This is a genomic window from Reichenbachiella sp. MSK19-1 (assembly GCF_003590315.1).
GTDB classification, from domain to species: domain Bacteria; phylum Bacteroidota; class Bacteroidia; order Cytophagales; family Cyclobacteriaceae; genus Reichenbachiella; species Reichenbachiella agariperforans.
On sequence record NZ_MIER01000019.1, the window covers coordinates 101,610 to 120,701 of the forward strand.

The 19,092-nt window shown below is 42.7% G+C and carries 18 protein-coding genes; 11 read left to right on the forward strand and 7 right to left on the reverse strand.

Annotation, left to right across the window (positions count from 1 at the left end):
- Position 1: 1 nt before the first annotated feature.
- Both BGP76_RS17710 and BGP76_RS17715 read right to left on the reverse strand, forming a co-directional pair.
- A complete protein-coding gene (locus tag BGP76_RS17710) occupies positions 2 to 1,510 on the reverse strand; it encodes a hypothetical protein (RefSeq protein ID WP_158584325.1) in 1,509 nt (502 codons plus the stop codon).
- A 135-nt stretch (positions 1,511 to 1,645) separates the two neighbouring features.
- Positions 1,646 to 3,625, reverse strand: a complete 1,980-nt coding sequence (locus tag BGP76_RS17715) for a thiamine pyrophosphate-dependent enzyme (RefSeq protein WP_119845673.1) — start codon at positions 3,623 to 3,625, stop codon at positions 1,646 to 1,648.
- Positions 3,626 to 3,848: 223 nt separating this feature from the next.
- Between BGP76_RS17715 and BGP76_RS17720 the strand changes: the two genes are divergently transcribed.
- Positions 3,849 to 5,141, forward strand: coding sequence for a pitrilysin family protein (locus BGP76_RS17720; protein WP_119845674.1), 1,293 nt, complete (start codon positions 3,849 to 3,851; stop codon positions 5,139 to 5,141).
- Here BGP76_RS17720 and BGP76_RS17725 read toward each other — a convergent pair.
- The 4 genes from BGP76_RS17725 to BGP76_RS17740 all read right to left on the reverse strand — a co-directional run bounded on the left by BGP76_RS17725 (position 5,138) and on the right by BGP76_RS17740 (position 10,126).
- Positions 5,138 to 5,773 carry a thioredoxin family protein gene (locus BGP76_RS17725; protein WP_073125100.1) on the reverse strand — a complete coding sequence of 212 codons (636 nt, stop codon included), beginning with the start codon at positions 5,771 to 5,773 and terminating at the stop codon, positions 5,138 to 5,140. The genes BGP76_RS17720 and BGP76_RS17725 overlap by 4 nt on opposite strands.
- A gap of 12 nt (positions 5,774 to 5,785) precedes the next feature.
- A complete protein-coding gene (locus tag BGP76_RS17730) occupies positions 5,786 to 6,301 on the reverse strand; it encodes a TlpA disulfide reductase family protein (RefSeq protein WP_119845675.1) in 516 nt (171 codons plus the stop codon).
- 267 nt (positions 6,302 to 6,568) lie between these two features.
- Positions 6,569 to 8,344 carry a chloride channel protein gene (locus tag BGP76_RS17735; RefSeq protein ID WP_073125097.1) on the reverse strand — a complete coding sequence of 592 codons (1,776 nt, stop codon included), beginning with the start codon at positions 8,342 to 8,344 and terminating at the stop codon, positions 6,569 to 6,571.
- Between the two features lie 96 nt (positions 8,345 to 8,440).
- Entirely contained in the window at positions 8,441 to 10,126 is a 1,686-nt protein-coding gene (locus BGP76_RS17740) for a M61 family metallopeptidase (protein WP_119845676.1), read from the reverse strand.
- 251 nt (positions 10,127 to 10,377) lie between these two features.
- Here BGP76_RS17740 and rpmH point away from each other — a divergent pair, with 251 nt between their 5' ends.
- The 7 genes from rpmH to BGP76_RS17775 all read left to right on the forward strand — a co-directional run bounded on the left by rpmH (position 10,378) and on the right by BGP76_RS17775 (position 15,707).
- Entirely contained in the window at positions 10,378 to 10,536 is a 159-nt protein-coding gene (gene rpmH, locus BGP76_RS17745) for a 50S ribosomal protein L34 (RefSeq protein ID WP_073125094.1), read from the forward strand.
- Positions 10,537 to 10,569: 33 nt separating this feature from the next.
- The gene (gene rnpA / locus BGP76_RS17750) at positions 10,570 to 10,971 is read left to right on the forward strand and encodes a ribonuclease P protein component (protein WP_073125092.1); all 402 of its coding nucleotides are present in this window, start codon (positions 10,570 to 10,572) and stop codon (positions 10,969 to 10,971) included.
- Positions 10,972 to 12,615, forward strand: a complete 1,644-nt coding sequence (locus BGP76_RS17755; protein ID WP_119845677.1) for a S41 family peptidase — start codon at positions 10,972 to 10,974, stop codon at positions 12,613 to 12,615.
- A gap of 12 nt (positions 12,616 to 12,627) precedes the next feature.
- Complete coding sequence (tsaB, locus tag BGP76_RS17760; RefSeq protein ID WP_119845678.1) at positions 12,628 to 13,314, forward strand: tRNA (adenosine(37)-N6)-threonylcarbamoyltransferase complex dimerization subunit type 1 TsaB; 687 nt, start codon at positions 12,628 to 12,630, stop codon at positions 13,312 to 13,314.
- Positions 13,314 to 13,832 (forward strand): DUF2480 family protein, encoded by a 519-nt coding sequence (locus BGP76_RS17765; RefSeq protein WP_073125087.1) that lies wholly within the window; start codon positions 13,314 to 13,316, stop codon positions 13,830 to 13,832. Before tsaB ends, BGP76_RS17765 begins: the two co-directional genes overlap by 1 nt.
- A 70-nt stretch (positions 13,833 to 13,902) precedes the next feature.
- The gene (locus tag BGP76_RS17770; RefSeq protein WP_073125085.1) at positions 13,903 to 14,652 is read left to right on the forward strand and encodes a ScpA family protein; all 750 of its coding nucleotides are present in this window, start codon (positions 13,903 to 13,905) and stop codon (positions 14,650 to 14,652) included.
- Complete coding sequence (locus BGP76_RS17775) at positions 14,652 to 15,707, forward strand: lysylphosphatidylglycerol synthase transmembrane domain-containing protein (RefSeq protein ID WP_119845679.1); 1,056 nt, start codon at positions 14,652 to 14,654, stop codon at positions 15,705 to 15,707. The genes BGP76_RS17770 and BGP76_RS17775 overlap by 1 nt, the downstream gene beginning before the upstream one ends.
- 62 nt (positions 15,708 to 15,769) lie before the next feature.
- Here BGP76_RS17775 and BGP76_RS17780 read toward each other — a convergent pair whose 3' ends face one another.
- A complete protein-coding gene (locus BGP76_RS17780) occupies positions 15,770 to 16,189 on the reverse strand; it encodes a nucleoside-diphosphate kinase (RefSeq protein ID WP_073125082.1) in 420 nt (139 codons plus the stop codon).
- Between the two features lie 151 nt (positions 16,190 to 16,340).
- Between BGP76_RS17780 and BGP76_RS17785 the strand changes: the two genes are divergently transcribed.
- The 3 genes from BGP76_RS17785 to BGP76_RS17795 are packed head-to-tail and all read left to right on the forward strand — an operon-like array spanning position 16,341 to position 19,091.
- Positions 16,341 to 17,354: a bifunctional oligoribonuclease/PAP phosphatase NrnA gene (locus BGP76_RS17785; RefSeq protein WP_119845680.1), complete on the forward strand. Its 1,014-nt coding sequence runs from the start codon at positions 16,341 to 16,343 to the stop codon at positions 17,352 to 17,354.
- The gene (locus BGP76_RS17790; RefSeq protein ID WP_084190665.1) at positions 17,344 to 18,237 is read left to right on the forward strand and encodes an FKBP-type peptidyl-prolyl cis-trans isomerase; all 894 of its coding nucleotides are present in this window, start codon (positions 17,344 to 17,346) and stop codon (positions 18,235 to 18,237) included. Before BGP76_RS17785 ends, BGP76_RS17790 begins: the two co-directional genes overlap by 11 nt.
- 5 nt (positions 18,238 to 18,242) lie before the next feature.
- A complete protein-coding gene (locus BGP76_RS17795) occupies positions 18,243 to 19,091 on the forward strand; it encodes an FKBP-type peptidyl-prolyl cis-trans isomerase (RefSeq protein ID WP_119845681.1) in 849 nt (282 codons plus the stop codon).
- Position 19,092: the final 1 nt, after the last annotated feature.

A 19,092-nucleotide genomic window follows, 5' to 3' on the forward strand; every position in this document is an offset into this window, starting at 1 on the left:
ATTAATTGTTCCAAATGTCTTTTTCGTCTTTGTCAAATTTGGCTTTGCCAACTTTATCCTTAACCGCATCAGGTTGCGTTTGGTTCCCGAACATGCGTACCCACGATACATTTAGTTTTCTTTTGGTATCACGTATGACTCTGCTGTCGTCCCCTTTGGCAGAGAGGTGTCTAGCACTTGGGTGCATGTCACTTGTTTTTCGGAGTTTTCGAACCTTACCTGTGTAAGTGGCCAGCTGATAATTGGGTGAGTTGCGTACGGATTTATCCGTTTGTTTTTTATAGCTCTTGATGCTTTCGTTGTGTTGTCCTGCTGTATTTGGTTGACTGTATGTTGGTTTGACTGTTTTTGGTCCTAGTGATTTTTGGGCGGGTTGCTTTTTGTATTTCGCTCTGTCAATGATCAGGTTGACATTCGTCAAAAATCCACTTTTTTGGTTGTTAGCAGTTGCTTTGGCATAGTCTGGCGGGATAGAATACCGTGGGGATACTTTTCGGTAGGGGACATCACCGGCATTGTTTCTCGTGTAGCGTGGGCGTACACGTGTGCCGTGACCAAACTCTCCCGCATTCTCTTTCGAAAACCTCGGTTTAACGTTCTTTTTCTTGTATTCACCTGCGTTATTCTGTGTGAATCTTGGATTGACAACTATTTTATGTCCGACTTGTCCTGCATTCTCTTGCGTGAACCGTGGATTAATCACGATTTTGTGTCCTACTTCACCTGCATTTTCTTGCGTAAATCTAGGACTCACTTTCATCTTGTGACTAATCTGGCCAGAATTCTGCTGGCTAAATCTTGGTTGAATCTTCTTTTGACGTCCATAGTTGCCTGCATGCTCTTGTGTAAATCGTGGATTGACGGACATTTTGTGACTGATTTGACCTGCATTCTGCTGGCTAAATCGGGGCTGTATTTTTTTACTTCGTCCATAGTTGCCCGCATGCTCTTGTGTAAATCGTGGATTGACGGACATTTTGTGGCTGATTTGACCTGCATTTTGTTGGCTAAACCGGGGCTGTATTTTTTTGCTTCGACCGTAGTTACCCGCATGCTCTTGAGTAAATCGTGGACTGATTTTCCACTTGTGACCGACCTGTCCAGCGTTTTCTTGTGAGTAGCGTGGACTTACTTTGAATTTTCTTTTGGATTGTCCCGCATTGTTTTGGCTGTACCGCGGATTGACTTTGATGCCACGTCCAGATTGTCCCGCATTCTCTCTAGAGTAGCGAGGCTGAACCGCGTATCTTGATTTAGATTTTTGTGGTTTGCTGAACTTAGGGTTGATCTTTCTGGCTTTGTGATCACCTGCCACGTTTTTTGAAAACTTAGGTTTATCTGCTTTGACTACAGAGGGTTTGCCTTGTGCCTTTGATTTTTTTATACGTTTTTTAAAAGGAGAGAAACCTTCCCTTTTCTTTGAGTGGGTCTTCAGCTTGTTACGGTCTTCTAATAGCTGTGCATAGGAGTTCTCTGTTGCCAGTAACATGACAACTATTCCTATGATCAAAATGAGAAGATTTCGTTTGTTCATTAATTATTCAACTACACCCACTAACACAACGGAAAGTTAGTAAATAAATTTAAGCCTGTGGTTGTAAAACATCTATCTAGCATGACGAATGACTGGGTATGTAACTAATGATCAAAACTGATGCAGCTCGATGAGCTTTTCTTTGAAGCGATTTTTAGGTAGGAAGTTGTCTTCCAAGCGCTTTGCAAAGGGGACAGGTGTGTCCAGACTGCCCTCCCTCATCACAGGTGCATCTAGGGATAGAAAGCAGTACTCTCCTATCCAAGCAGCGATTTCTGCACCGATTCCACCCGTTAGGTTGTCTTCATGTAAGATGATGGCCTTGCCTGTTTTCTTGATGGATTGCTCTACCGTTGTTTTGTCCCAGGGAACTAGCGTTCTCAGGTCAACCAGATCGGCTTCTATGTCATCTAGCTCCTCTAGGATGTCCATCGCCCAATGTACACCCATGCCATAGGTGATGATTGTGAGGTCTTCTCCTTTTGAGATATACTTTGCCTTGCCTACTTCTACGGTGTAGTAGTCTTGCGGTACATTTTGCGTTTTCGAGCGATAGAGTGCTTTGTGTTCGAAGTATAGGAATGGATTAGTTTCCTCTATGGCTGCATTCAAGAGACCTTTGGCGTCATAGGGATTGGAAGGGTAGACGATTTTAAGCCCAGGCGTGTGAAAAAACCATGCCTCTGTGGACTGAGAGTGATAGGGGCCTGCACCTACGCCCGCACCTGTAGGCATTCTCACGACTACATCTGCGAGTTGTCCCCAGCGGTAGTGGCTCATGGCGATGTTGTTTACGATTTGATTGAATCCGCAAGTTACGAAATCCGCGAACTGCATCTCTACCACAGCTTTCATGCCTTGAATAGAGAGGCCTAACGCTGCTCCTAATACAGCTGATTCGCAAATAGGCGTATTTCGGATTCTGTTCTTGCCGAATGTCTCCACGAGCCCTTCCGTGACCTTGAACACTCCGCCGTATTCAGCAATGTCCTGTCCCATTACTACGAGTTCGGGATAGCGTATTAGGCTTTGTTTTAATCCCTCAGATATGGCATCTACGAACCGTAGGGTGTTTTTTCGTCTGGATTTAGGAATCGTGATTTTAGGTTGGTAAGACGCAAACAGGTCATTTACCTCTTTGTTGGTTTCTGCTTTGACCAGTTCTTCTTCGTTGGCGAGATTGATTGCTTCGCTGATCTGTTGATTAAGCTCAGATTTGATCGCTTCGCTTTTCTCCTCAGAGAGAATTTTCTTATCCTTTAGAAAAGATTCGAAATTACTAATAGGATCTTTTTTGCTCCATTCTTCTATTAGCCCCTCGGGGTAGTATTTTGTCCCACTAGCCTCTTCATGTCCGCGGATTCTAAAAGTCATACATTCGATGAGGATGGGCTGGGGTTGCTGACGTATGGTCTCTGCTGCTTCTTGGACAGTGTGATAGACTTCTAGAAGGTTGTTGCCATCGGCTTGGCGGGTTTGTATACCGTACCCTGGTCCTTTCTGTGTAAAGGTCTTCATGTTGAACTGTTCGCTGCTCGGTGTGGAGAGTCCCCAGTGGTTGTTTTCGATGAGGAATATAACGGGTAACTGCCATACCGCTGCCAGATTGAGTGCCTCATGAAAATCTCCTTCACTTGCTCCTCCGTCTCCTGAAATGACCAGTGTGGCTTTTTGCTGTCCTTTGAGCTGGTGTGCGAGTGCTATACCATCTGCTACACCGAGTTGTGCGCCGAGATGAGAGATCATGCCGACGAGGTGGTGTTCTTTTGATCCAAAATGAAAGGAGCGGTCTCTGCCTTTGGTGAATCCGCTGACCTTACCTTGGAACTGTGCAAAAAGCCTGTGAAGTGGAACTTGGCGTGTTGTGAATATGCCTAAGTTGCGGTGCATCGGCAGGATGTACTCGTCCTCTGTCATCGCCAGTGTTGCACCGACAGAGATGGCTTCTTGCCCATAGCCCGAAAACCACTTGGAGATTTTGCCCTGACGAAGTAGGATTAGCATTTTGTCTTCTATGAGCCTGGGCAGCAATAGCGACCTGTACATAGAAAGTAATTCGGACGGGTTTAGTTTTTTTATGTCAAATTTCATCAGAACCTGCTTCAAACGGGTTGGGGCTTCATTGGTCTAAGTAATGCGTCTGGGACGAGGGATTTCTTGTTTGGTCATCCCTTTCCAATCACTTTGTGTGATATCTTCTCCTTTAACTTTATGCGTTAATATGGTAAGTGCTTCACTTAAATCATAAGCAAATTTAATTATAGGTGGCTATACCTGTCCTTTTCCAAGAGTTTTTGTCATAAAATTTAGAAGTATGCGGTTAAGTCGAAATGGATTCTATTTTTGCAGCGAACGAAAGGAAACTATGGAGTATCAGCGGTTTGAATTAGAGAATGGATTAAAGGTGATTGTGCACGAGGATCATACGACGAAAGTAGCAGTACTTAACCTGATGTACGACGTAGGGTCGCGTGACGAAGATCCTGAGCAGACGGGGTTTGCCCATTTGTTTGAGCATCTCATGTTTGGCGGATCGGAAAATATAGATTCCTTCGATGAGCCGCTTCAGAAGGTAGGAGGTAATAATAATGCCTTTACGAGTGCGGATATGACTAATTACTATATTACCATTCCATCTAATAATCTCGAGACGGCATTTTGGTTGGAGTCAGACCGGATGAATTCTCTCTCGTTTGATCCAGAAGTGCTCGAGGTGCAGCGCAAGGTCGTGATCGAGGAGTTTAATCAGCGCTATTTGAATCAGCCCTATGGTGATGCTTGGTTGAAACTGAGACCGTTGGCCTATCAGAAGCATCCCTACAGATGGGCGACCATTGGGAAGGAGATTTCTCATATCGAAAACGCAACGATGGAAGATGTGAAGGCATTTTTTCATAAATACTACATCCCTAATAATGCAGTCTTAGTGGTGGCTGGTGACGTGACGTTCGATCAAGTAAAGTCACTCACTGAGAAGTGGTTTGGCCCCATCCCAGCTGGGAAACCATATCATCGTGACTTGCCTGTTGAACCGAAGCAGACAGAGGCTAGGAGTATTCATACAGAAGCTGACGTGCCTTTAGATGTTTTCTATAAGGTGTATCATATGGATGCAAAGTTCGGGGCGAACTATCATACACACGATTTACTGAGTGACGTACTGGGTAGAGGGAAGTCGTCGAGGCTTTACAATGCGCTCGTCAAAGGGAAGGCGGTACTCAGTGCTGTCTCGGCCTATATTACTGATTCTACAGACGCAGGATTGCTGGTAGTCTCTGGAAAACTCAAAGAAGGAGTGACTTTCGAGGAAGTGGATGAGTTGGTGGAGGAAGAGGTTGAGCTTTTGATCAGTGAAGGGCTAGAACCAGGAGAGCTAGATCGTGTCAAAATGCACGCAGAGTCGTCACATGTTTTTTCAGAAGTCGAAGTGCTAAACCGTGCCATTAATTTGGCTTACTATACGATGTTAGGAAACACAAGCCTAATAGACGAAGAAGTAGATAAAATTAATGCGGTGACTGAAGAAAGCGTGGTGGCTGAAGCAAAAAAAGTGTTGAACAAAACAAATTGCTCAACACTGTATTATCATTCCAAACCAAAAGCTTAAGCTTCTTTCCATTTGATGGTGCAGCCTATGGCTTTGGTAGAGGTTGTACTGACTGGTTTGTTAGCTAGTAGTGCATCTACGGCATTTTCTACATATTTGTCGGTTGCTGATTTTTCATCTCTGGCATTGTTATCAATAGCGCCGATATACTTTACTTGGAGATTTTTCTTGTTTTTTTCTAGCACGTATACATGCGGGGTTTTGGTTGCGCCATAGGCAGTCGCAATCTCCTGTGATTCGTCATATAGATATGGGAAAGAGTATTCGCCTGCATTTGATGTCTTGACCATTTCTTCAAAAGAATCTCCAGGCTGTTTGGTCATGTCGTTAGAGTTGATGGCGAGTACTGGGTAGCCTTTGCTTGCATATTTTTGGTTGAGTGCTTCGATACGGCTTTCGTATAGTTTTGAATATGGACATGTATTGCAGGTGAATACTACGATGAAGCCTTTAGCTGATTGGTAATCTGCTGGAGATACCATTTTTCCATCAACGTTCTTGAGTTGAAACGAAATAGCTTGATCTCCTACTTTATAGCCTTCTGCTTTTGGTGTGTTGGCTAAGGTGTAATTGAATAATACGAAGCAAAGAAAAGCTGTAGCTGCTGAGCGGATGAAGATGGATTTTTTCATGAGATGTATGGTTTATTGGATAAAATCAAGGTAAGCCTTTTCTAGCTCTCCTTCTTTGAATTCTTTTTCGAGGAATGTCCTTTTCTCATTACGCGCATCCACAATCAATGTTGCGGGGATTGCGCCACTCCATGACGGATCGATTCGATCTATAAACGAATTGTAGTCTGTTTCGTCGAGCAGGTAGAGCTTAGATTTTAGATTTTTTTTCTCTGCGAATTTTTTCACTTTGGAGTCTAGATTTTGAACGAAATCCATACTGACGAGAATGACCTCTGTAGGAGAGTTTTTGTACTTATCTAATAAATCTTCAAACTGTGGTAGTTCTTTGACACATGGAGCGCACCAAGTGGCCCAAAAATTAATGACCCGTACGGGTGCGTTTTTGTCAGTGATGATTTGATGGAGTTGATCAAATTTGATGACTTGTATTTCTTGAGCGGGTAACAGTCGAGAACTGGTTAATAGTAGTGTGAGAAGTACTAATCCCGTGATTGTCTTAGGTTTATGTTTTGATACTTTTAGCATAACTATAAAGTTAGGGAATTATTACGGCATCTTTTTCTTGATGAAAAGTAAAGGAGATTACTTTTTGGGTGTAATATGTGTTTTGTGATAAAATCGTATATTTTGATTTTTATCCACAATTTAAGGAGTTATCCACATTGATGTGGTAAATGTTAGTATACGTATTGTTTTAGCCTGTTTTATCTCTTTTAAAAATAGAGTAGTGTGGATAAAAATAAATATTTTTAAATACGACTGTTTTAGATATTTGAATATTTATATTTTGTACTATTCTTTGTCGTTTGAGATTAGTCTAGTTCTGTAGGCATTGAATATCCTTGATTTGGATAGGAAACCTAGATATTTTCCATTTTCTATGACGGGGAGGTTCCACGCTTGTGTGATTTCGAACTTGTTCATGACCTCTTCCATAGAGTCGTCGGGGTTGACCTCTGCTGGAGGGAGTTGCATGACTTGTTTGACAATGATCGATTTTCGTTTCTCTTCATCAAACATACGATCCCTGATGTCATCTAGCGTTACTATTCCCTCTAGACCTTGTTCATAATTCAACACAGGGAAGATGTTGCGTTTGGACTTTTTGACGAGTTTGATGAGGTCGTCTAGTGATGCGTCGTACTTGATGCTGAGTAGGTCAGACTCGATTAGTTTGCGCATATTCATTTGACTCAGTACCTGCCTGTCCTTGTCATGTTGTATTAAATCCCCTTTCTCGATCAGTGGTTTAGTGTAGAGGGAGTAAGGTTCAAAATAATTGATCGTGGTAAATGAAATGGCCGACACGAGCATCAGAGGTACGAATAATTCATATCCCCCTGTAATCTCGGCAATCAAGAATATAGCAGTCAAGGGTGCGTGGAGTACGCCACTCATAACGCCGCACATGCCTACCAAAGTGAAGTGACTTTGGTCTATCTGTACGGGGAATATATAGTTGATCGTGCGTGCAAAAAGGTAGCCGCCGATTCCTCCCATGAACAAAGAAGGGGCGAATATTCCTCCACTACCGCCAGCACCGATAGTGAGTGCAGAAGCGACTGGTTTGATAACTAAGATTGCAAAAAGTAGGGCGATGACGATCAGAGTCTTGTCTGATTCGCCGTAGATAAGACTTTCGTCAAAAATAACAGCGTCGTTTCCGTTGAGGAGGTTCAAAATAACGTTATAGCCTTCACCGTATATCGGAGGGAAAGCAAATATGATCAGCGCCAAGCCGAGCCCTCCTAGTAAGGCTCGATTGAGATCATTTTTTATTTTTTCTACGGCATTTTCTACCAGATAAGTAAGACGAGTGAAATGTACGGAGATGATACCGCATGCAATTCCTAGAAGTATATAAAAGTGGATGTGTTCGGGTTTGAACGCGTCCTGTAGTTTGAAACTGAATAGTAACTCTCTACCGAGTAAGGTGTAAGAGACCATAGACCCTACCACAGAAGATATTAGTATAGGGATGAACTTGTTAATGGTGACATCTGTCAAAATAACCTCGATAGCAAAAATAACTCCCGCAATAGGAGAGTTGAATATAGCTGCAATCGCACCAGAAGCACCGCAAGCGATGAGCAAAGTACGTTTCTTGTAGTTCATGTGTGTGAGTCTACCCAGGTTGGAGCCTATGGCAGATCCTGTCACGACGATAGGCGCCTCTAGTCCCACTGATCCTCCAAAACCTACTGTGATCGTACTCGTGATCATTCGGGTGTAGGTCATGGTGCGTTTGACCACACTAGACCTTTTAGAGATGTAGTAGAGGATTTTGGTAATCCCATGCCCCATCTTGTCCTTTAGAATATATTTAGATACTAGTACAGTTAAGAAAATCCCTATGACCGGATAGACCATGTAGAGAATATTGAGGTCGTTGTTGACTCGTATGTCGTGGAGTACATGTTGGAGTAGATGCACTGCACTCTTTAAAGTCACCGCTGCAAAACCTGAGACCAAACCTACAATTCCACTAAGGATAAGGATGAAATTGTTATTACTGATGTGCTTTAGTCTCCAGACCAGAAACTTTACCAACAAGTCCCTAAAATTCATTTGACCTATTTATTTTCTTAAACATTGGGGTTCGGGAGGGAAGTGTGATGCAAAGCTACAGTTAAGATGTTTAGCCCGAAACTTATATGTGATTAATTACGTTTTTAGCCAGCTTTTTTTCATGCTTATTTGTGTGTCGCTCGGAGATTCTTGGTCTTCGATGTGGTAGAAGTCAAAGTATCGGGAGTTGTTGATAGGGATGGAGATGGTTTGACGGATCGAATTTCGTTTAATCTCCAATTGAACAACCCCTTCTTGGAGCACTGTCTCGGAATTGAAATCCTCACCGTTGATTTGGAGTACAGTGTCACCTATGGATAGTAGGGAGTAGGCGGGGCTGTCTTTGGTGATTTGTATGATCTGCTTTTCCTCCAATGCTACTCCAGTTTTGGCCGTGAAGTCTATTTTGTGTTGTTGAGGGGTGATGTTACAACCGACTAGTTCTAGCGTCTCGGATAGGATAGACTCTAGTGGAGTGGTTGTTTCAAGTAGCGTTTTTGCGAGCGAAAGGAGTGTTTCTCCTCCAGTCATTGCTAGGACTTGGTAGACATCTGCTTTGCTATAGCCACCCTGATCGTAGGTGTATCTGTCATACAACTGATGAATTACGTCTAGCAAGCTTGCTTTTTGCGTCGTGAAATGTAGGATCTGAATATCCAATATGAGCGCTACCAGTGCACCTTTTACATAGATAGAAACTTCTTTTGCAGGTATGCTTTTTTTGTATCCATCTACCCATAGGTTTCTTGATGACTCGATTAGGCTACTTTCGAATCTGCCGTAGTTTTGGAAATGTCGCTGTAGGAGCGTGTTGATTTCTTTGTAGTAATCAGTCGTAGAGAAGACCCCAGACTGCTTCAAGAACAAGTCTCCGTAGTAAGTAGTGAAGCCCTCAGCGACAAAGCCTGTTTCAAAAATCGTTTCTTTTGTTAGGTTATAAGGCGACATCTCTTTAGGGCGGATGCGGCAGATATTCCAGATATGGAAGAGCTCGTGAGAAGCTACTCCCAGTAGATTTTCTTTATAGGTTTCTTTGTTGGTGTCATCGTTGGGGCCTAATACTAGTACGGTAGAGTTTTGATGCTCTACCCCATGGTAGTGTTTGTAATTCAGCGATTGGATGAGAAAGTAGTATTCGGGAGCTGGATAGTCGCCCATCGCTTCAATTTGTCGACGTGTGAAGCTTTCGAAATCTGCTAGCACTTGTTGCTCGTCTAGTGGATGGTCTCCCATGAAACAGATATAGAAAAGGTGTTCTGCTACCGTGTAGGTTAGGATGTTGAGGCTCTTGCTAGCGATCAAAGGAGAGTCTGCTAGTTGGTAGAAGCTTTCTGCTTCTAATGAAATATTTGTCCCAAGTGAACAGGCGATTTTGTAATCTTTTGGGAGGTCAAGGTCAATGTGGTAGGGCTGCTCGTTCGTTTGTTTTTGGAAGAATATGCAATTGATAAAGTTGATATAGACCTGCGTTTCGTCTACCCACGAATTGCCAGCGTCCATTTTATATGCATAGTAGGTGTAGTGCAGGGTGATTGTTTGGTCAGCGGGGTTGTTGACAGACCATGTATTGGAGGCTGTTTTTTGCCAAGGTAAGGGGAGCCCCTTTTCGTTGGTAACCCTGAAGTCTAAAATATTGTCGGCAAAAGATGCAAGTTCGTATCGGCCAGGTCTCCATTTGGCGAGGGAGAAATCTTGAGTTCCTTTAGGAACTAAGTCAAAGGTGGCAGAAAGGTGTAAAAGATGTGAAAGTGGATTAGGAATAGAGATGCGACAAGAGATCATAAAATATATATTTTTGCAAATATCATAAGCAGAGATAGAATTTAAAGCGATTTAGGAGTTATTCCTTCATTTTTAATAACTTGGACTAATAAAGAATGGGTAACTAATTTGTAATTATATAAAAGCTACTTATTTTTGCACTCCATTTTTCAAACGGGCTCTGGTTCAGAGTTTTTTGAAAAACAATGTGATTGATAAAGAAGGGACAGTGATATAATTCTCGTTCCGATTAAGATAAAAAGATAAATAAGATGAAAAGAACGTTTCAACCTTCGCAGAGAAAAAGAAAAAATAAGCACGGTTTCAGATCTAGAATGGAAAGTGTAAATGGTAGATCTGTCATCGCTAGAAGAAGAGCTAAAGGCAGAAAAAAATTGACAGTATCTGACGAAAGAGGTAGCAAGAAATAAGTTTGAGCTTATTTCTATTCCTTCGCTCATAATATGAAGGAAGCAAACGACATAGTTGGCAAACAGGGTTTTTCTAAACAAGAAAGACTCAGTAGCAAAAAAGAAATTGATGCTCTTTTTACGAAAGGAGCATCTTTTCATTTGTACCCATTCTCATTAAAATTTCTTCCCCAAGAAAAAGCCGATGCGTCTGTGCATCAGATTTTGATATCCGTCTCCAAACGGAGGTTCAAAAAGGCAGTGGACAGAAATCACATCAAGCGGCTCATTCGAGAGGCATATCGACTCAATAAGCATTTGATCTCGGATTTAGATCCATATTTGTCAATTGCCTATATTTACACAGCAAAAGAGGTGCAGTCTTTTGCCTTCATTCAGAAAAAACTAATCGCTTCGCTAAACCGTTTATTAGCCAAGTTTGAAAAAGAAGTGTAAATGAAAAGAATTATCATAGGAACAGTAGGAGTAGCAGTGTTGGTAGGGATGTTTTCGTTTACATTCTATAGTGATAACTACTTTGAGATTTCTCGCAATCTCAACATTTTTGCGACCTTGTATCGCGAACTTAATACGCATTACGTAGATCAGTTGCCTAACGAAGAGATCGTTACGACAGGTATCGATGCAATGCTCAGTTCGCTGGACCCTTACACGGATTACATCCCTGAGAGCGAACTGGAGAGCTATCGGACCATTACCACAGGGGAGTATGGCGGCATAGGGGCTATCGTAGGAAAGCGTGATGGAGTTAATACTGTCCTGATGCCATACATCGGATACCCTGCGCATGATGCTGGTTTGCTTATAGGTGATCAGATTACTCACATCGATGGAAAATCCCTAAAGGGGTTGTCATCTCCGGCGATCAGTGAATTACTCAAAGGACAGCCGGGTACAGAGCTGAGTCTAATTGTGGATAGGTATGGCGTGTCAGAACCCATGCTCATCACAATCGTGAGAGAAAAAATCACGATTAGTAATGTTGCTTATTACGGAATGTTGCAAGAGGATACAGGGTATATTTTGTTGAGTGACTTTACGACTCACGCGAGTGAGGAGACCAAGAATGCGCTGTTAGACTTGAAAGCTAGGGGGGCAAAGAAAGTAGTATTAGACTTAAGGGATAACCCAGGAGGACTTTTGGATGAAGCCATCAAGGTTGCCAATGTTTTTATTCCGAAAGGAAAAGAAGTGGTGAACACAAAGGGGAAAAAGGAATCATGGAATAAAACCTATAATGCGCCTAACCTGAGTACGGATGAAGAGATTCCGCTCGTGGTACTGACGAGTAGTGGTACTGCTTCAGCAGCGGAGATCGTATCTGGGGTGATACAAGACTATGATAGAGGTGTTTTAGTAGGTAAACGGACGTATGGAAAGGGGCTGGTGCAGGCTACTAGACCACTACCTTACAATGCCCAGCTCAAAATTACCACTGCGAAATATTATATACCAAGCGGTAGATGTATTCAGGCTATAGATTATTCACACAAAAATGAAGATGGTAGTGTGGCTAAAATTCCAGATTCTTTGAAAGTAGCATTCAAAACCAGTAGGGGACGAACCGTCTATGATGGTGGAGGAATCAATCCAGATGTGCAAGTCGATGCGCAGAAGTACTCTCATCTTTTGTTTAATATCATTAGCAACGATTTTCTGTTCGACTATGCGACGATTTATCATGCGGAAAATGCGGAAATCAGTTCGTCGAGAAGCTTTGAGTTGTCGGATGCGGAGTATGCCGAATTTGTGACTTGGCTGGAAGCAAAAGATTTGAGTTTTTCGTCTCAGATAGACGAAGCGATCAATCGATTGGTGGATCTGTCTAAGGAGGAAAAATACTATGAAGGACTACAGCCAAGCATAGAGGCGCTTAAAGAAAAAGTATCGAAGATCAAGTCGAGCTATCTGGTCGATTATCAAGACGAGGTTAAATATATGCTCGAAGAGGAGATTGTCAGTCGATACTATTTTCAGGATGGGCTGATAGAGGCTGCTTTAGATCATGATCCCACGATCCTCAGAGCACAGGAGTTACTCAATAGCCCTGCACAGTATAAGCAAATTTTGTCCAATTAATCACGTATTAGATTGTCCACAATACTCAGTATAGATACCTCTACGAAGAGCGGTTCAGTTGCGCTGATTTGCGCAGGATTAGTAGTAGGAGCTCAGCACTATAATATTGATAAATCTCATTCGTCATTGCTGCATGTGATGATCGATGAACTGATGAAAAATACTGGAACGACGCTAGAAGAACTTGATGCTATTGCTATATCAGAAGGGCCAGGGTCTTATACTGGTCTTCGTATTGGCGTGTCGGCAGCCAAGGGACTCTGCTATGCGCTGGAGCTACCATTGATAGCGGTCAATACGCTGGAAGCAATGGCGTATCAGGTATATCGATACTCCTCTCAGGTAGATTATTTATGTCCTATGATAGATGCTAGACGGATGGAAGTCTATGCAATGGTGAAAAATGGCAGTTTTGAGACGGTACAAGAGACAGAACCTGTGATTGTGGACGAAGAGAGCTTTGTTACGGAACTCGCAGATCATCAGGTGGTATTCTTTGGTGATGGAGCAGCCAAGTGCCAAGAGGTAATCCAGCATCCTAATGCTTCTTTCGTCTCAGAAGTGTATCCATCAGCTGTAGAGGTTGGACTGCTAGGAGCTAAAAAGTATGAATTGGGTCAGTTCGAAAACGTAATTGATTTTGAACCGTTCTATCTAAAAGAGTTTAGATTAGCCACAGCGAAGACATCCAAAAAATAATGCAAGGAGAAATAGTAAATAAGGTCGCAGAGAGTAGTTTGATTACTTTTGATTTAGAAAGCTACTATGATCATGCGCCGCGTGTTCAGTTTGATATCAAGGATAATCTGTACAACGGGCTAGTGCTTCGTGAGAAGGAGTTTCGTGCGTTTGTTTCTAGTCACGATTGGGCGCAGTATGATAGTAAGCATGTCGCGATATATTGTAGTGTGGATGCGATCGTACCGACATGGGCGTATATGCTTTTGACGTCTGTCATCGAGCCTGTCGCCAAGAGTGTCGTTTTCGGTGATTTGAGTCATTTGGAGAATTCACTGTTTCAAACAGCATTGGGACAGGTGGATTTGGAGGAGTTTAGAGATCAAAAGGTGATCATCAAAGGCTGTGGGCGATACCCTGTGCCAGAGTTTGCATACGTGGAGATCACGCGCCTGCTAAAACCTGTGGTGTCTAGCTTGATGTACGGAGAGGCATGTAGTGCCGTACCACTGTACAAACGCCCAAAGGTCAAATCCTAAGTAAACATGTCCCGCTGATTTTTTCAATAGGGCGAATCAATATACCTTTGAGATCTAAGGAAAAGTCAGTTTGAAATTCGAAGTTAAATTACCACTCTTTGAAGGTCCCTTTGACCTTCTTCTCTTTTTTATCGAAAGAGACGAGTTGGATATTTATGATATTCCTATTTCGCAGATCGCTAATGATTTTTTGGATTACGTCCATCAGCTCGAAAAACTCAATATCGAAGTAGCTAGTGAGTTTATCCTAGTAGCGGCGACACTGATGCGCATCAAGGCTAAAATGCTCCTGCCTAGACCCGTGATCGATGAAGAGGGTAATGAGATCGATCCGAGAGAAGAACTCGTGCGTCACCTGCTAGAGTACAAGCGATACAAATCTGTGATCGCTGAACTCGTGCAACTAGAGACGGATCGCATGGATAGGGAGCGTCGAGGCAATATCACCAGAGAAATCAAAGCACTGGCAGAATCTACCAACGTAGAGGCCGAACTCCAGAACCTGGATTTGTTCAAAATCCTCAAGGTCTATCAGAAGGTCATGCAGCGCTACGAGATGGAGAAAAATAAGGTGATTCATCAAGTTGTCCAGTACCCCTACACTATTGCGGACCAGAAGAGTTATATCTTGGACAGTGTTCGTGCATCTGGTCGCATGGCATTTACTGATTTGATCAAAGAGAACCCCGAAAAGATATACGTGATTTTTAATTTCTTAGCGATACTAGAGTTGCTACAGCTGCAGCAGGTCAAACTTCACTTGGGAGAAGGCTTTAATAATTTTTGGATAGAAGGACGAGAGGAAGTAGCAGTAGATTAATGGATATTAGCAATAAGAAAGTATTCAAGGTTCTAGACCCGAACAAGATCTGGATTCCTATCGTCCTCGGTTTGGCGGTTGTGTTTTATATGTTCTACAGTGACCCGAACATTACAGCAGCTACGCTTCATCTGATCTTTGATGCCAAATTGTCGTCTGTGATTGTCGCTTTTCTGGTGCTTTTTGCACGAGATGCGGGCTATGTCTACCGGGTCAAAACCATATCGGATGGAGAACTCAACTGGTCACGCAGTATTGTTATCATTATTTTGTGGGAATTCGCTTCAGCGGTTACACCCTCGGTTGTGGGAGGGACGGCCGTCGTGGTATTCGTGTTTATGGCTGAGGGGATCAATGTGGGTAAGTCGTTGGCGTATGTGATGCTCACGGCGATTCTGGACAATCTGTTCTTTGTGATTGCTGCACCGATCGTGATGCTGCTGACGAAGGGCTTAATTTTTCCAGATGTCAAAGCGATGGACTTGGAAATCGGCACGAGCTTGCAGTTGTTGTTTTTTATGAGCTATGGGCTGATAGCAGCTTATACGCTGGTGATGTCCTATGCGCTGTTTGTCAGGCCGCGGGCATTCAAGTGGTTTCTACTCAAGGTGACCGCCATCAGATACTTCAAACGATGGAGAGGAAAGGCCAACCAATATGGTAACGAGATTATCATGGCATCAGCTGGACTCAAAGGCAAAGCGGTCTCTTATTGGTTGAAAATCACTGGCGCAACAGCCTTTATATGGAGTGCGCGCTACCTTATGCTCAATAGCCTAGTGGAGGCTTATCACACGCTGTCTGTGGCAGATCACATGGTGATATTTTCCCGTCAGGTGATCATGTGGATTGTCATGTTGATTTCGCCTACACCAGGGAGTTCTGGTACTGCAGAGTATTTCTTCAATCAGTTTTTTTACGAGTACCTAGGAGACTACACCTTTGTGTCTAGCATCTTTTGGAGATTGATGTCTTATTATCCTTATCTGTTGCTAGGGGCAATATTTTTACCGAGATGGGTGAGGAGTCGGTTTTTTCAGAAGAATACGAAATGAAAAAAGGTTCTTTTCGAGTTTAGTCAAAAAGAACCTCTTCCGATATCTTGATAAGATGTGTCTTATATTTTCTCTATCTCAGAGAAGTAGAATGAACCTTCGATAGCAGCATTTTCGTCAGAGTCTGAGCCATGCACTGCATTTGCTTCTAGTGATTTAGCAAACAATTTTCTGATTGTACCTTCTGCAGCATCATCGGGATTAGTTGCGCCGATGAGTGCTCTAAAGTCAGCTACTGCATTTTCTTTTTCGAGGATAGCAGCGACGATTGGCCCTTTGGACATGTATGCGCATAACTCTCCGTAGAATGGTCTTTCACTATGTACAGCATAGAATTGTCCAGCGTCCTCAGCTGTCAGTTTTACTGTTTTCATCGCTTTGATTGTGAATCCTGCTTCTTCAATCATTTTGAGAATTGCTCCTGTGTGTCCGTCTGCAAAAGCATCCGGTTTTATCATTGTGAAGGTTTTATTGTTCGTCATTGTTTCTTGTGATATGTGTTTTCAAAAGGCGCAAAGTTAAGGCTATTGGGTTGGATAAAAAAGCCAAATCCCCTGATCCAAAACTAGAAAGGAGCAGGCTTTTGGTTTTACCATAAAAAATGTCAATTTTGCACACTGTTTATCATGATAAATGCAGAATCTAGCAGCTCTTAAGGAAAAATTAAACCTACCCAAGCGAATAGTTATCACCACTCATGTCAAGCCAGATGCGGATGCTTTAGGCTCTTCATTAGGATTGGCAGGTTATCTATTGAAGCGGGGACATCAGGTGTGTGTGATCACACCTACGGACTATCCAGAGTTTTTGAACTGGATGGATGGCAATGAAGATGTCATGATTTTCGAGGGGAACGAAGAAAAGGCACAGTATCTCGTAGAGAATGCTGATTTGGTCTTTTGTCTTGATTTTTCTAGTCTAAGTCGAATCGGAGCGTTGGGAGAGTTAGTACGTCAGTCGGAGGCCGAAAAGGTACTGATCGATCACCATCTAAACCCTGAGACTTTTGCGCAGTATGTTCTATGGAGTACAGAGGCAGCAGCTACCGCTGAGTTGATTTTCGACTTGATAGAGATGCTAGACGATGTGGAGAAGATAACCAAGGGGATGGCCGAAGCACTGTATGCGGGACTGATGACTGATACGGGCAATTTTAAGCTTCCAGCAACCACACCTCACGTACATAATATCGTGGCGGCTCTAATGGAATTGGGTGCAGATGTATCTAAAGTGAGCCACTGTGTATATGATGATAATTCACTGGATAGAATGAAGATGCTCGGTTTTGCCTTGTCCGAGAGATTGGAAGTGATAGAAGGGAGTACGGTCGCTTTCTTTTATTTGACACTTGAAGATAAGAAGCGATTCAATTATCAGACGGGTGACTCTGAGGGGCTAGTCAACTATGGGCTAGCTGTCAAGGGGGTTAATGTGTCTGCTATTTTTATCGAGGAAGAGAAAAATGTGAAAATTTCCTTTCGTTCGTTTGGAGATATTCCAGTGAATGAGATTTCAAGAAAATATTTTAATGGTGGAGGACACAAGAATGCCGCAGGCGGCGCATCTTTTGATGATCTACAAACCACGATCAATAAATTTAAAGACTTAGTTCAGAACCAAATAAAAGAATTAAACTATGAAGCTTAACACCCTATTGTCACTATCAATGATCGCGCTAGCGACATTATTTTCTTCTTGTGAAGATACTGCTACAACCAAATCTGGAGTTGTCGTGTCTTATGAATCTAGAGGCGATGAAGCCCTAAAGGATAGTAGTGTACTGTTGATTAATATGAGGTATATCACCGAGACTGGTGCGGATTTATTCAACTCTGCTGAGCGTGGAGGACCGATTACTTTGCCATACTACGCAGCGCAGTGGGATACGTCTAGAGTATTTTACGAAGTGTTGAGCACTGTCAAGGTAGGTGATAGTATCAGCTTCCAAATCGATGCAACAGAGCTATACCTCAAAACATTTGGACAGCCAGTGCCAGATTCTATCGGTGCTGAGTCGAACATTCAGTTTTATGTAGGAGTAGAAGATCAGATGACTTTTGACGAGTTTCAAGAGTACAGAGTTGCTAGAGTAGAAAAAGAGCAGGCTAAAATGGCTGAAGAAGAAAAGTCAAGAACAGAAGAGCAAGGTGCTGAAATCGATACTTTCTTGTCAGAAAACGGCATAGAAGATGTAGTCGTTACTGAGTCAGGATTGAGATATGTAATCACTGAGTCTGCTGAAGGACCAAAGCCTGTTGCTGGTGATGTGGTTATCGTTCATTACAATGGTACGTTGATGGATAGCACTAAATTTGATTCGTCTTACGACAGAGATCAACCTTTCGAATTCCCATTGGGTCAAGGAAGAGTGATTCCAGGATGGGACGAAGGTATCGCGCTATTAAATGTAGGTTCTAAGGCAACTCTTTTCGTTCCTAGTGCATTAGCATATGGGCCTAGAGGAGCTGGCGGAATCATCAAACCTAACTCTATCCTGAAATTTGAAGTTGAGTTAATAGGTATAAAATAAGAATTATGAAAATAAGAATTATCGCTACTGCGATGTTGGCAGCTACCGTCATCTTTACTGCGTGTAAGGATGACGAGAGCACACCAGAGCCAAGAGGGACGATGGAAGAGTATTTGGCTGAAAACGATGTGTCAGAGTTTACATTGAGCAATACAGGTCTCTATACTCGAACGGATATCACTGGTGAAGGAGAGGAGATTAGTGGCGATGATGTTATTTATTTTTACGTCAAGATTCATTCGATGAATGGCGATTTGCTCTATGATGGATTTAAGGACTCTCTCCAATGGGTTACCTCCCTGAATGATTATGCGATTGCTGTCCCTGGTATTTTAGAAGCACTGAGAGAGATGAACTTAGGAGACAAAGTGACTATGCTTACGCCAAGCGAACTAGGATGGGGACAGTACGGCGTTGATGGGGTGGTTCGCCAAAATGAAGACCTGATCATTGAACTTGCAGCTGGGGAATTTAAGTACTCTATAGAACAATTCGTAGCTGACAATGATGTAACAAGTGCGCAAAGCACATCTGAAGGCTTGTACTATACTATAGAAGGAGAGGGAGAAGGAGACTTTCCTGCAGATGGGCAATCTGTGACTGTGCATTATACAGGGTATCTAATGGATAGCACGAAGTTTGATTCGTCGATCGATCGTGGTACTCCGTTTACCTTTGTGATCGGGCAAGAGTCCGTGATAGAAGGCTGGGAAAAGGGTCTGACTTTCTACAAAAAAGGTCAAAAAGGAACCTTATTCGTTCCCTACGAAATGGGTTATGGACTCAATAGTACAGGTGAAATCAATGCTTACGATGACCTGATGTTTGATATTGAAGTGATTGACGTACGTTAGT

What these genes read in the sequence shown, in the direction of transcription:
- BGP76_RS17715 (WP_119845673.1), bottom strand. Translation starts at nt 3,625, where the DNA reads ATGAAATTTGACATAAAAAAACTAAACCCGTCCGAATTACTTTCTATG.
- BGP76_RS17720 (WP_119845674.1), top strand. Translation starts at nt 3,849, where the DNA reads ATGCGGTTAAGTCGAAATGGATTCTATTTTTGCAGCGAACGAAAGGAA.
- BGP76_RS17725 (WP_073125100.1), bottom strand. Translation starts at nt 5,773, where the DNA reads ATGAAAAAATCCATCTTCATCCGCTCAGCAGCTACAGCTTTTCTTTGC.
- BGP76_RS17730 (WP_119845675.1), bottom strand. Translation starts at nt 6,301, where the DNA reads ATGCTAAAAGTATCAAAACATAAACCTAAGACAATCACGGGATTAGTA.
- BGP76_RS17735 (WP_073125097.1), bottom strand. Translation starts at nt 8,344, where the DNA reads ATGAATTTTAGGGACTTGTTGGTAAAGTTTCTGGTCTGGAGACTAAAG.
- BGP76_RS17740 (WP_119845676.1), bottom strand. Translation starts at nt 10,126, where the DNA reads ATGATCTCTTGTCGCATCTCTATTCCTAATCCACTTTCACATCTTTTA.
- rpmH (WP_073125094.1), top strand. Translation starts at nt 10,378, where the DNA reads ATGAAAAGAACGTTTCAACCTTCGCAGAGAAAAAGAAAAAATAAGCAC.
- rnpA (WP_073125092.1), top strand. Translation starts at nt 10,570, where the DNA reads ATGAAGGAAGCAAACGACATAGTTGGCAAACAGGGTTTTTCTAAACAA.
- BGP76_RS17755 (WP_119845677.1), top strand. Translation starts at nt 10,972, where the DNA reads ATGAAAAGAATTATCATAGGAACAGTAGGAGTAGCAGTGTTGGTAGGG.
- BGP76_RS17765 (WP_073125087.1), top strand. Translation starts at nt 13,314, where the DNA reads ATGCAAGGAGAAATAGTAAATAAGGTCGCAGAGAGTAGTTTGATTACT.
- BGP76_RS17775 (WP_119845679.1), top strand. Translation starts at nt 14,652, where the DNA reads ATGGATATTAGCAATAAGAAAGTATTCAAGGTTCTAGACCCGAACAAG.
- BGP76_RS17780 (WP_073125082.1), bottom strand. Translation starts at nt 16,189, where the DNA reads ATGACGAACAATAAAACCTTCACAATGATAAAACCGGATGCTTTTGCA.
- BGP76_RS17785 (WP_119845680.1), top strand. Translation starts at nt 16,341, where the DNA reads ATGCAGAATCTAGCAGCTCTTAAGGAAAAATTAAACCTACCCAAGCGA.
- BGP76_RS17790 (WP_084190665.1), top strand. Translation starts at nt 17,344, where the DNA reads ATGAAGCTTAACACCCTATTGTCACTATCAATGATCGCGCTAGCGACA.
- BGP76_RS17795 (WP_119845681.1), top strand. Translation starts at nt 18,243, where the DNA reads ATGAAAATAAGAATTATCGCTACTGCGATGTTGGCAGCTACCGTCATC.